Genomic DNA, 12,488 nt, shown 5'->3' with positions numbered 1-12,488 from the left:
GGCCACGAAGTTCAGCACCGGCAGCAGCGGCCGGCCGCACATGGCCAGCACCGCCAGTTCGTCGCGGTACTTCGCCAGCACCGGCTCGCGGGCGTCGATGACGTACAGGCCGGCGTCGGAGGCCATCAACTGGCGCAGCACCTTGGCTTCCTGCTCGAAACGCTGGCGCGCCTCGGCGCTGTCGAGGAAGCGGACCAGGCGCGCCGGGCCGTCCAACCGCTCGCCGGGGCGGTCTAGACGCTCCAGGTAGTCCAGCAGGGCGATGGCGTCCTCCAGGCCGGGGGTGTCGTACAGCTCCAGCAGCGGCTGACCGTCGACGGACAGCCGCGCGCCCTCGACATGGCGGGTGGTGCTGGGGCGGTGGGAGACCTCGCCGAAGCTGCGATCCCGTAGCAGGGTGCGTAGCAGCGAGGTCTTGCCGACGTTGGTGTGGCCGACCACGGCCAGGCGCAGGGGCTCAGTCATGGCCATGCTCCAGCCAGTGGAAGGGGGCGCTGTTGGCGTGGCGCAGGCCCTGGCGGTCGAGGGCCTGATGCCACTCCTCCAGACGCCGGCTGTCCAGTGCCTCGCCGGTCGGTGCCGGCAGCAGCCAGACCCGTGCCTCGACAGTGCTGCGCGCCAGTTCGCCGATCAGCGCCAGGGTGCCCCGGTCCGGCGAGCGGCGCGGGTCGCAGGCGATTGCCAGGCGCTGGGGCGGGAAGCGGCTGAGCTGGTCCAGCAGGCGCTGGCGCTGCTCGCGGCTGTCCAGCACCCCGGCGTCGCCCACGCCCTTGGGCAGCGCGGGCGGCCAGGGGCGGCTGTCGTCCAGTTCGATCCCCACCAGCAGGGCGCCCACTCCTTCGAAGGGCAGCGCAGCCTCGCTCATCGGCCCCTGGGGGCCGGGGTCGGCGTCCACCACGCCCAGGCGCTGGCTGGCCGGGTTGAGGCGTTCACGCAGCAGGGCATAGCCGGGCAGGCCGGGCTCAACCGCCAGCCCGGCGCGGCCACGGCTCCAGCGCCACAGGCACAGCAGCATCAGGCCCAGGCGTGGCAGCAGGCCGTAGACCAGGGTGACCCCCAGCAGCCAGCCGGACCAGGCCTGGCGGGGCGCGGCGTCGGCGAGCATGTCGCTGCTGGCGCGGATGGTGTCGCTGTCCGGCAGGCTGAAGCCGAGCAGCGCCGGCAGGGCGCCGAGGCCCTGGGTGAGGGCGACGAAGGTGTCGCTGCCGAGCAGCGTGGTTTCCCAGACGAAGCCGTAGCGGCGGGTGGAAAGCAGGGCCAGCAGGGTCAGCAGCGCGGTGCCCAGCACCAGCGCCCAGAAGCCGTGGACCAGCACGCCCAGGCCCCAGCGCGTCAGGCGGCGGCGCTGCAGCATCACCAGCAGCGCCGGGCCCAGCTGGGCGGCTGCCGCATCCCGCGAGAGGCGTGCGCACAGCCACCACCACAGGCGGCCGAGGGCGCTGGCATGGCCGCCGGCCAGAAGGCCCAGGCACCAGCCCAGCAGGGTCAGCAGGTGCAGGCCGAGCAGCCCGCCCAGGGCCCAGAACACGTTGACCGGGCGCTGCCCGTCGCCCAGGGCCGCTGCCGCCAGGGTGGCGCCGCTGGCCAGGGCCAGCAGCACCAGGGCCCAGGCTGCCAGGCGGGCGCCTTGCAGCCAGTGGATGAGGGCGCCGAGCTGGCCGTCGCGCTGGGCGAGGAACAGCGCGCGGGCCTGGATGCGCTGGCCGAGGTCGCCCCCACCGGCGTTGGCACGGCGGTTGGCTTCGCTGTCCTCCAGCGGGCCGGCGTGCTCTTCGCGCAGGCGGACCGCTTCGGTGAGCCAGAGGCGTTGCAGATCGGTGAGGGTGGGGTTCGCGGAGTCGGTCACGCGGCTTCTCTTCCCATGGGACGAGGCAGAAGCATAACCGCTGATGCCTGGGGTGGTGCAGCGGGCGGCCAGCGGACCGCCCGCCCGCGTGTGCGTTAAGGCGTCGCGCGCGCGTCGCGGACCTGCACGGCGACGTCCGGCTGGTCGATGAACAGCCCGTCGATGCCGGCGTCGAGGAAGGCGTTGATCTCCGCCTTGATGTCGCCGCGCACCTGCGGGTCGGCACCGTTGCGCAGGTTGGTGGGGAGGAAGGCGTTTTCCGCGCGGAAGGTGTAGGGGTGCACCTTGAGGCCCGCCGCATGGGCGTCGGCGACGAAGCGGGTGGGCTGGCCGAGGTTGCCGGCACTGTCGCGGGGGAGGATGTATCCCTTCTCCGGCCCGACCCCAGCGGCGTAGCGGGCGACGGCGCGCAGGCCGTCGGGGCTGGCCATCCGTGCGTAGGTCAGGCCGGTGCCCAGCACCTGCTGGTCGTAGGGCTGGCCGCTGCCGTAAAGCTGCACCAGGCGCAGGCTGCTCTGCCGGGCGATGCGCTGCAGGTTGTCCACCTCGAAGGACTGGATGTACACCGGCGCACGGCGGTCGGTGTAGCCGTTGCGCTGCAGGGTGCGCAACAGCGGTTTCTCCATGGCCAGGCCAAGCTGCTGGAAGTGGGTGGGGTGCTTGGTCTCGATGTACAGGCCGATGCGGCGCTGCTGGCTGAGCTGCAGGCTCTTCACCAGGTCGATGATCTCCTGCAGGGTGGGGATCTCGAAGGTGCCGTCCAGCCGCGCATTGCCGGGGCGCACCTGGGGGATGCGCTCGATGGCGCGCAGGGTCTTCAGCTCGGCCAGGGTGAAATCCTCGCTGAACCAGCCGGTGAGCGGCACGCCGTCGACGCTCTGGGTGCGCTTGCGGTCGGCGAACTCGGGGTGGCGGCTGACGTCGGTGGTCAGGCCCAGCTCGTTGTCGTGGCGGGCCACCAGGTGGCCGTCGCGGGTCATCACCAGGTCCGGCTCCACGTAGTCGGCGCCTTGCAGGGCGGCCAGGGCGTAGGACGCCAGGGTGTGTTCCGGCACGTAGCCGCTGGCGCCGCGATGGCCGATCACCAGGGGCTGGCCCTGGGCGCGCGCCGGGGCGCGGGTGGCCTGGGGCTGCCGGGTGGCCCAGTCGAGGGCGGATTGCACCGGGTCCGGTGCGGCGAAGGTGCAGAGGGGCAACGTCAGGCTGCAGGCCGCCAGCCAATGCCGCAGGGTCGGGGTGGATGCCATGGGGCGTCTCCTTGCGGTAGGGAAGCGCAAGCCTGCGGCAGGATAGATGACGGTTTGTCGTGCGCCGCCCGGGCATGTGTTGCCGGGCGTGACGCTGTTGGCGGTGACAGAAGGAAAGGCCGGCTGGCGGTGGCCATGGCCTCTGGTATTCTCGCCGCCATGAAAAAGACCCTCCCCCTCGCCCTCATAGCCGCCCAGGCCCGCAACCGGGTCATCGGCCGCGACAACCAACTGCCCTGGCACCTGCCGGCGGACCTCAAGCACTTCAAGGCCCTGACCCTGGGCAAGCCCATCATCATGGGCCGCAAGACCTGGGACTCCCTGGGCCGCCCGCTGCCGGGGCGCCTGAACCTGGTGGTCAGCCGCCAGGCCGGCCTGCAACTGGAGGGTGCCGAGGTGTTCCCCAGCCTGGAAGAGGCCGTGGCCCGCGCCGAGGTGTGGGCCCGCGAGGAGGACGCCGAGGAAGTGATGCTGATCGGCGGCGCCCAGCTCTACGCCCAGGGTCTGGCCCATGGCGACCGCCTGTACCTGACCCAGGTGGAGCTGGAGCCGGAAGGCGATGCCTTCTTCCCCGAGGTGCCCGCCGCCGACTGGCACCTGGCCTCCAGCATCGAGTACCCCGTCAGCGACACCACCCCTGCATACACCTTCCAGGTGTGGGAGCGGCGCTGAGCCGCCTTACGCTGATTCGCCTCGCAACAACCTGAGCAGCGCTTCGGCATCCAGCCGGGCGCTCATCTCGCCCCCCTCCAGCAGGTTGTCCGCCAGGTCGCGCTTCCTTTGGTGCAGCGCGACGATCTGCTCCTCGATGGTGTGTTCCGCCACCAGCCGGTAGACCGTGACGGGCCGCTGCTGCCCCATGCGGTGGGCACGGTCGCTGGCCTGGTCCTCCACGGCCGGGTTCCACCAGGGGTCGAGGTGGATCACGTAGTCGGCTGCCGTCAGGTTGAGGCCGCTGCCCCCGGCCTTGAGGCTGATGAGGAAGAGGTCACCCTGCCCGGCTTGGAATGCCTCGACGCGGGAGCGGCGCTCCTTCGCCGGTGTGGCGCCATCCAGGTACTGGTAGGCAATGCCGTTGTGCTCGACCCAGCGGCGCACGATCTGCAGGTGGTCGACGAACTGGCTGAACACCAGGGCGCGGTGACCGCTGGCCAGCAACTCCTCGGTGATCTCGGCGAAGGCCTGCAGCTTGCTGCCCTCCAGCGTGCTGCCCGGCACCGACAGCGACGGGTGGCAGCAGAAGCGCCGCAGGCGGGTGATCTCGGCGAGCATCTGCACCGGGTTGGCGCTAGCGCCCTCCGGGGCTTCGAGGTTGCTCAGTGCCTGTTGGCGCAGGGCTTCGTAGAGGTGGGTCTCTTCCGTGGACAGCGGCACGCGGTAGGTGATCTCGGTGCGCGGTGGCAGCTCTTCCAGTACCTGGCTCTTGAGGCGGCGCAGCAGGAAGGGCTGGATCAGCTTGCGCAAGGCGCGCCGGGCGGAGACGTCGCCGCGCTCGATGGGGGTGGCGAAGCGTGCGTCGAAGCTCTCCTGGCTGCCCAGCAGGCCGGGGTTGATGAAGCGGAACAGGTTCCACAGCTCGCCCAGGTGGTTCTCCAGCGGGGTGCCGGTGGCGACCGCGCGGAAGTCGGCCTGCAGGGCCATGGCCGCCTGGGAGCGCTTGGTCTGGGCATTCTTGATGGCTTGCGCTTCGTCCAGCACCGCGCTGGTCCAGTGCTGGGCGGCGAAGGCCTCGCTGTCCTGCTGCAGCAGGCCGTAGCTGACGATCACCAGGTCGCGGGGCCCCAGGGCCTCCAGGCGGCGATCCTCGTGATAGAGGCGAACCTTCAGGCTGGGGGCGAAGCGCGCGCATTCGGCCTGCCAGTTGAGGGTGACCGAGGTGGGCGCGACCACCAGTTGCGGCCCCTGCCCGGCGCGCTCCAGCAGCAGCGCGAGCAACTGCACCGTCTTGCCCAGGCCCATGTCGTCGGCCAGGCAGGCCCCTACGCCCCAGTGCGCCAGGCGGGAGAGCCAGCAGAAGCCCTCGTGCTGGTACTCACGCAGTTGCGTCAGCAGGGTCCTGGGAACCTGCGGCTGGTGCGCACGCATGCTGGCGAGCCGATCCAGGTGGCTCTGCCAGTGGCGGTCGGCCTTGAAGTCCTCGACCTGCCCGGCCAGTGCTTCCAGCAGGGGGGCGCTGAGGGGGGAGAGCAGCAGGTCGTTCTCCCCGAGCCGTTCGGCCTGGTGCCGCAGCTCGTCCAGTTGCCTGCGCAGGCGATCGTCCAGCGCCAGCCAATCGCGCTCACCCAGGTGCACGAAGCGTCCCGGAGCATCCTTGAGCAGATCGAGCAGCTTGCGCAGCTCCAGGACCTTGCCGTCGTCCAGGCGGAGTTCGCCCTGCAGGCGCAGCCAGTTGCCCTGTTGCTTGAGGCCCAGGCGCAACTGCCCGAAACCGGCACGCCCCCGGTGGTGGATCTGCCCGCCTTCGGGCCAGACGCAGCGCAGCCCCTGTCTCTCCAGGGCCTTCAGCTCACCGAGGACCTGCAGGGCGTCCTGCGGGTCGGCCAGGCGCCACTCATGACCGTCCGTGTCGCCCAGGGCCAGCCCGGGGCAACTGTCGAGCACCTGCTGCAGGGCCTGGCGTTCGGCATCGAGGTCGCGCCGGGCCTGCACGGGCTGCCCAGCCTGCTCACCCAGCAGGTAGGCGCTGCCCTGGCCGGGCCGCAGCCAGTTGCCTTCGGCCAGGGGGCGTACCAGCAACTGCAGGCGCAGGCCCTGCTCCAGGGGCACCAAGTGGGCATGGAGGGTGCCATCCGCGTCGACCGTCGGGACCTGCGTTGCCAGCTCCGGCAGGTCGGAGTGGATCGGCAGCAGCGGAGCGAGGGTGCTGGCAACCTCCAGCAGCTCCTGCTTGGCCGATAGCGGCATCTCGAGCCCCATGCCGACGATGGACGCGAGCTGGCGGATGTCCGGATCAGTGGGGTAGATGACCACCCGGGTCGGCGACTCTTCGACGATCACGATGCGCTCATGGGCATCCACGTCCCCGGGGCTGAGGTGCAAGCGGAGTCGGCCGTTCGCTTCCTCGAGGTGCAGGGCGACCTGGCCCAGGACCAGGTCAAAGCGCAGGTCGGGCTGGTTGGCCCAGTACAGCGCCGGATGGCCGACCAGGGCAGGCAGTGCTTCGTGTATCGGCAGTTCGTAGCGCTCATAGCCGGAGTACTGGCTGATGACCTGGATGCGGCTGATGGCCTGGCGGTCCTGCTCATTGAGGAAATCCAGGCTGCCTCGCTCGTTCACCAGGCGCTGCAGGGCAACGACCCGCCCTTTGCTCCACTGGCCTTTGGCGTTGCGCTTCTGCTCCCTGGGCTCGACCTGATCGTAGTAACTCCCCAGGCTGACCAGCCAGGCCAGGCGCGTCGCCCGGGGCGCGGCCTGTTCCTGGGTGGCAGGTGCTTTCAGCAAACGCAGTGCCTGCAACGCCAGTTGCCAGGGTTCCTGGCGCTGGTGCAGTTGCACCAGCGGGCGCAAACCGGCCGCCTGGTGTACCTGGGCGAGTTGGCGCGGTTGGCCGAACTGCTTTTCCAGCAGCGCATCGAACTCGGCCGCCAGCCAGCTGTAGCCCGCATCGACCAGGGATTGGCAGTAGGCGTTCAACTCACGCTGCCAGGCTGGGGTGTCGTTGCTGTCCAGCCAGTAGTGCCCGAGGGCCAGCATCAGACCGTCCAGGCCGTTGAGCGTCGAGGGCAGGTAGCCCCTGGTTTTTCTGCTGGCTGCGCCTTGCAGTCGTTCGTGGAACATCTCGAGGACCGGGTAGGCATAACCGCGATGCTCCCTCTCCCCCTGGGTCAGCGCCTGCTTGAGTGCGTGGCGCCGGGAGGGCTCGTAGGCCCCGATCAGCGCGAGGGTGTAGAGGCTGTTGAGCACGGGGGCCCACACCGGGTTGCGTTGGCCCGTCTGTTTGCGCAGCTGGGCGCGCCAGGCTTCCAGGTGGTTCAGCGCCTCGCCGGCTTCGCCTCTGACGCTGTGGATGATGACCTGTCCGAAGACAGTGAACGAAGGGTGGCTGAGGGCTTCCAGGCGGGGCCAGTCACCTCGCCAGAAGGCCTGCAGCAGCAGCTCCAGGGCCAGGTCGTCGTCGTACTGCCGGTCGATCAGTGCCAGGCCCTGTTCATAGGCCTTCGTGGCCGGGGCCAGTACCCGGTTGGCGTTGCGCAGGTAGTGGGTCAGCAGGCAGCACTGGATCGCTGCGGGCAACTGCTGGAAGAGTTGCGTGCCTGCTTCGTCGGTTTCCAGCAGTTGAAAGGTCGGGTGCTCGCGCAGCGATTCGGAGGCATGGGTGCGCGGCGCGTAGCGATTGATGCAGCGCTGGAGTTCCTTGAGGTCGCCGTCGAGCAGGAAGCACCACAGCCCCTGCAGGATGAGCTCCGGCCCCGGTGCGTTCCAGGTGCCCAGTGTGGTCAGGTAGCGCCGGGTGAGGTTGAGGCACAGGGGCCCTTCAGGCGCGTTGAACAGGTGCAGGAGCACGGTGTTGCGTTGATCGGGTGGGAGCCGGTAGGTCCAGCCGCGCTTCGCCTGCTCATGCGTCAGCCAGCAAGCTCGCTCCAGGGTAGTCAGCCAGTTGTCCACCTCTTCGATCGAGATGGCCCGGGATGCGGTGCGGGCGAATGGGCACTGCTGCAGGTGCTTGTGCAGGGCGGTCCGGCCTCGGCCTTCGGCGCACAGTGCCAGTTGGTAGAGAATCGCCCGGGCGGTGGCGGGCAGGTTGTCCAGTGGCGTAGCAGGCTTCATGGGGCGTCTTATCGGTCGCGGTATGAAGGGGCCTATTTTGCCCGAGCCCAGGCCTCAGGGATCAAGGGTTTGCAATTCGCCCCGTACCCTGCCGTTTTCCACCCACAGCACACCCATCGACACCGGCAGCTTGAAGCGCCGGGGCCCGGCGCTGCCCGGGTTGATGTGGAGGATGCCGTCACGCTGGGTGATCAGCGGCTTGTGGGAGTGGCCGGTGACGATGGCGTCGACGCCGCGCGTGGCGAGGTCGGCGGGGATATCGGCCTGGTCGTGGACCAGGTAGAGGTGGGCGCCCCTCAACTGCAGGCTGAGGTCGTGGGGAATGGCCTGGGCCCAGTCCTGGGTGTCGTTGTTGCCGCGCACCACGCTGAGGGGCGCGAGCTGGCGCAGGGCGTCGAGGATCTCGGGCTTGCCGATGTCACCGGCGTGGAGAATGTGGTCGCAGCCTTCCAGCGCCGCCAGGGCCTGGGGCCTCAGCAGGCCGTGGGTGTCGGCGATCAGGCCGATGCGCAGGGTCATGGAAGGGGCCTCGTGGGGAAACGCGCCCATTCTGCCTCACGCGGCGTGGCGCGGGGTTTCCGGCAGGAACCAGTTCAGTACCAGGGCGCACAGGCCGCCGGTGGCCACGCCGGACTCCAGCACGTTGCGCACCGCTGCCGGCATGTGGGCGAGGAACTCCGGCACCTGGGACACGCCCAGGCCCAGGGCCAGGGACACGGCGATGATCAGCAGGGCGCGGCGGTCCAGCTCGATGCCGGCGAGGATGTTGATGCCCGAGGCGGCCACGGCGCCGAACATCACCATCACGGCGCCGCCGAGCACCGGTTCGGGCATGGCCTGGAGCACGCCGGCCACGGCCGGGAACAGGCCCAGCAGGATCAGCATCAGGGCGATCCAGCCGCCGATGTGGCGGCTGGCGATGCCGGTGAGCTGGATCACCCCGTTGTTCTGGGCGAACACCGAGCTGGGGAAGGTATTGAGCACGCCGGCCAGCAGGGAGTTGGCACCGTTGACCAGCACGCCGCCCTTGATCCGTTGCATCCACAGCGGGCCTTCCACCGGTTGGCGGGAGACCTTGCTGGTGGCGGTGACGTCGCCGATGGCTTCCAGGGAGGTCACCAGGTAGATGACCAGCATCGGCACGAACAGCGACCAGGAGAAGCCGAGGCCGAAGTGCAGCGGGGTCGGCACCTGGACCAGCGGCGCCTCGTGCATGCCGCTGAAGTCCAGGCGGCCCAGGGCGCCGGCCAGGGCGTAGCCCACCAGCAGGGCGATGACGATGGCGCAGCTGCGCATCCACACCACCGGGATGCGGTTGAGCACCAGGATCACCGCCAGCACGGTGCCGGAGAGCAGCAGGTTCTCGCCGTTGGCGAAGGTGCCGTTGGCCATGGCGCCGAAGCCGCCGCCCATGCTGATGAGGCCGACCTTGATCAGGGTGAGGCCGATCATCAGCACCACGATGCCGGTCACCAGGGGGCTGATCAGGCGCTTGATGAACGGCAGGATGCGCGACACGCCCATCTCGATGAAGGCGCCGGCCATGACCACGCCAAAGATCGCCGCCATCACCGCTTCCACCGGGGTGCCCTGCTTGACCATCAGCGCGCCGCCGGCGATCAGCGGGCCGACGAAGTTGAAGCTGGTGCCCTGGACGATCAGCAGCCCGGCGCCGAAGGGGCCGAAGCGGCGGCACTGCACGTAGGTGGCGATGCCGGAGACCACCAGGGACATGGAGACGATCAGGTTGGTGTCGCGGGCCGACACGCCCAGCGCCTGGCAGATCAGCAGGCCGGGGGTGACGATGGGGACGATGATCGCCAGCAGGTGCTGCAGGGCGGCCAGGATCGCTGCCAGCGGGCGCGGCTTGTCCTCCAGGCCGTAGACCAGTTCGTTGCGGGACTCGGGGGCGGAGGGGTTTTCCAGTGAGGTCATGGTGGGGCGGCCGGCGAAAAAGCGGCGATTCTACCTGAATGGTCGAGGGCGGCGAGGGGCGTTGAGCGCTTCGTAGGAGCGAGCTCTGCTCGCGAACCGCCTGCTGCGGACGCGGCTGTGTAGGGGCGAATTCATTCGCCCGCTTCCGGCCGGGCATGGGGCCGCTGCACGGCCTTGGGCGACTGAAGTCGCCCCTACATGACAGGTGCATCCTACGGAGCACTGAAGGCGCGAATGATCAGGCTCGTTTCGCGGTTATCGGTGGAGCGTTGGCACCGGTCCAGTGCATCGATCATGCGTTGTAGCGTGGGCTGTGGGTCTATGCCGAGTTCGGCCAGGGCGTCGAGCTCGTCGAAGCCTTCCAGAACCTCCATCAACTCCGTGCTGATAGAGGTGATTGCCAAGGCGTTGCGCAATACAGGGCGGCCCAGGGACCAGATTCCGGTCTCGGCAGTCAGGGCGCCGCTCTTGATGCCTTCGAGAATTCCTCTCGCAAGCGAGGCGATGTAGAACTCGGCGGCGTCCTCTTCGAATTCGAGCTTCAGGTTCTGCATGAGGTCCGGCAGGCTCCTGATGAACAGCAATGGGAATAAAAAGCCCGGCACGAGGCCGGGCTTTTCCGTTCGCAGGCAGCGCTTACAGGTCTTCCAGCATCGCCTTGTTGCGCACGGCGCCCTTGTCGGCGCTGGTGGCCAGCAGGGCGTAGGCCTTGAGGGCGGTGGAGACCTTGCGGGCGCGGGGCTGCGCGGGTTTCCAGCCTTTCTTTTCCTGCTCGACGCGGCGAGCGGCCAGCTCTTCATCGGACACCAGCAGGTTGATGCTGCGGTTGGGGATGTCGATCAGCACCTTGTCGCCGTCCTTCACCAGGCCGATGGCGCCACCGGCGGCGGCTTCCGGGGAAGCGTGGCCGATGGACAGGCCCGAGGTGCCGCCGGAGAAGCGACCGTCGGTGAGCAAGGCGCATTGCTTGCCCAGGCCCTTGGACTTCAGGTAGCTGGTGGGGTACAGCATTTCCTGCATGCCCGGGCCGCCTTTCGGGCCTTCGTAGCGGATGATGACGATGTCGCCCGGCTTCACTTCGTCAGCGAGGATGCCCTTCACGGCGCCGTCCTGGCTTTCGAAGATCTTCGCGGTGCCTTCGAACACGTGGATGGATTCGTCCACGCCGGCGGTCTTCACCACGCAGCCGTCCAGGGCGATGTTGCCGTAGAGCACGGCCAGGCCGCCCTCCTGGGAGTAGGCGTGCTCGACGGAGCGGATGCAGCCGTTGGCGCGGTCGTCGTCCAGGCTGTCCCAGCGGGTGCTCTGGCTGAAGGCGACCTGGGTCGGGATGCCGGCCGGGCCCGCCTTGAAGAAGGTGTGCACGGCTTCGTCGTCGGTCTGGGTGATGTCCCACTGGGCGATGGCGTCGGCCATGCTCGGGCTGTGCACGGTGGGCACGTCGGTGTGCAGCAGGCCGCCACGGGCCAGCTCGCCGAGGATGCTGAAGATGCCACCGGCACGGTGCACGTCTTCCATGTGGTACTTCTGGATGTTCGGCGCCACTTTGCACAGCTGCGGCACCTTGCGCGACAGGCGATCGATGTCGCGCAGGTCGAAGGCCACTTCCGCCTCCTGGGCGGCAGCCAGCAGATGCAGGATGGTGTTGGTGGAGCCGCCCATGGCGATGTCCAGGGTCATGGCGTTCTCGAACGCCTTGAAGCTGGCGACGTTGCGCGGCAGCACGGAGGCGTCGCCTTCGCCGTAGTAGCGCTGGCACAGCTCGACGGCCAGGCGGCCGGCACGCAGGAACAGTTGCTCGCGGTCGCTGTGGGTGGCCAGGGTGGAGCCGTTGCCCGGCAGCGACAGGCCCAGGGCCTCGGTCAGGCAGTTCATGGAGTTGGCGGTGAACATGCCGGAGCAGGAGCCGCAGGTGGGGCAGGCGCTGCGCTCGTACTCGGCGACCTTCTCGTCGGAGCAGGAGTCGTCGGCGGCCACCACCATGGCGTCCACCAGGTCCAGGCCGTGGTTGGCCAGCTTGGTCTTGCCGGCTTCCATCGGGCCGCCGGAGACGAACACCACGGGGATGTTGAGGCGCAGGGCGGCCATCAGCATGCCGGGGGTGATCTTGTCGCAGTTGCTGATGCAGACGATGGCGTCGGCGCAGTGGGCGTTGACCATGTACTCCACGGAGTCGGCGATGATCTCGCGGCTCGGCAGGGAATAGAGCATGCCGTCGTGGCCCATGGCGATGCCGTCGTCCACGGCGATGGTGTTGAACTCCTTGGCCACACCGCCGTGCTTCTCGATCTCGCGGGCGACCAGTTGGCCCAGGTCCTTCAGGTGCACGTGGCCGGGCACGAACTGGGTGAAGGAGTTGGCGATGGCGATGATCGGTTTCTTGAAGTCTTCGTCCTTCATCCCGGTGGCGCGCCAGAGGGCGCGGGCGCCGGCCATGTTGCGGCCGTGGGTGGAGGTCTTCGAGCGGTAATCGGGCATTTCGGTGTCCTGCAGGCTGATCAGGTAATGGTCGTGTCGTGAGCGTGAAGGTGCCGGTGGAGAGGGGATGTACCCGTCGTGTCCGGAGATGGCGTGAGGGCGCTGCGGGATCACCGTGCGCTCGGCCGGGGCTCACTGGCCCGCCTGAGGGTGTGGCAGGGGAATCGGGATTCTAATCCCAGGCAGGCGCCGGGCGGAAGGCCGGCGCGACCGGT

At 69.0% G+C, this 12,488-nt stretch carries 9 protein-coding genes; 1 reads left to right on the top strand and 8 read right to left on the bottom strand.

Annotated features, from left to right (window positions below):
• The 3 genes from A9G05_RS01225 to A9G05_RS01215 all read right to left on the bottom strand — a co-directional run.
• Positions 1 to 465 (bottom strand): GTPase domain-containing protein (locus A9G05_RS01225; protein WP_171902695.1); only part of this gene is annotated, 465 nt, incomplete at its 3' end.
• Positions 458 to 1,846, bottom strand: a complete 1,389-nt coding sequence (locus tag A9G05_RS01220) for a DUF2868 domain-containing protein (RefSeq protein WP_069559233.1) — start codon at positions 1,844 to 1,846, stop codon at positions 458 to 460. The genes A9G05_RS01220 and A9G05_RS01225, both read right to left, overlap by 8 nt.
• Before the next feature lie 95 nt (positions 1,847 to 1,941).
• Complete coding sequence (locus A9G05_RS01215) at positions 1,942 to 3,093, bottom strand: glycerophosphodiester phosphodiesterase (protein ID WP_069559232.1); 1,152 nt, start codon at positions 3,091 to 3,093, stop codon at positions 1,942 to 1,944.
• 159 nt (positions 3,094 to 3,252) lie between these two features.
• On the opposite strand from A9G05_RS01215, the gene A9G05_RS01210 reads away from it, so the two are divergent.
• Complete coding sequence (locus tag A9G05_RS01210) at positions 3,253 to 3,765, top strand: dihydrofolate reductase (protein ID WP_171902694.1); 513 nt, start codon at positions 3,253 to 3,255, stop codon at positions 3,763 to 3,765.
• A gap of 6 nt (positions 3,766 to 3,771) precedes the next feature.
• Here the strand turns inward: A9G05_RS01210 and A9G05_RS01205 are convergent, their stop codons facing one another.
• From A9G05_RS01205 to ilvD, 5 genes are all read right to left on the bottom strand, one after another.
• On the bottom strand, positions 3,772 to 7,860 hold the full coding sequence (locus tag A9G05_RS01205) for a DEAD/DEAH box helicase (RefSeq protein WP_069559231.1): 4,089 nt from the start codon (positions 7,858 to 7,860) through the stop codon (positions 3,772 to 3,774).
• A 54-nt stretch (positions 7,861 to 7,914) separates the two neighbouring features.
• The gene (locus tag A9G05_RS01200) at positions 7,915 to 8,379 is read right to left on the bottom strand and encodes a metallophosphoesterase family protein (RefSeq protein ID WP_139131050.1); all 465 of its coding nucleotides are present in this window, start codon (positions 8,377 to 8,379) and stop codon (positions 7,915 to 7,917) included.
• Between the two features lie 36 nt (positions 8,380 to 8,415).
• Positions 8,416 to 9,795, bottom strand: a complete 1,380-nt coding sequence (locus A9G05_RS01195) for a nucleobase:cation symporter-2 family protein (protein ID WP_069559230.1) — start codon at positions 9,793 to 9,795, stop codon at positions 8,416 to 8,418.
• A 212-nt stretch (positions 9,796 to 10,007) separates the two neighbouring features.
• Positions 10,008 to 10,349, bottom strand: coding sequence for a hypothetical protein (locus A9G05_RS01190; RefSeq protein ID WP_139131049.1), 342 nt, complete (start codon positions 10,347 to 10,349; stop codon positions 10,008 to 10,010).
• Positions 10,350 to 10,431: 82 nt separating this feature from the next.
• Positions 10,432 to 12,273 (bottom strand): dihydroxy-acid dehydratase, encoded by a 1,842-nt coding sequence (gene ilvD, locus A9G05_RS01185; RefSeq protein WP_069559229.1) that lies wholly within the window; start codon positions 12,271 to 12,273, stop codon positions 10,432 to 10,434.
• Positions 12,274 to 12,488: the final 215 nt, after the last annotated feature.

The organism is Pseudomonas sp. ENNP23, from assembly GCF_001728945.1.
Classification (GTDB): domain Bacteria; phylum Pseudomonadota; class Gammaproteobacteria; order Pseudomonadales; family Pseudomonadaceae; genus Metapseudomonas; species Metapseudomonas otitidis.
The sequence above is the reverse complement of the archived record's forward strand: the minus strand, read 5'-3'. Positions and strand labels throughout refer to the sequence as shown.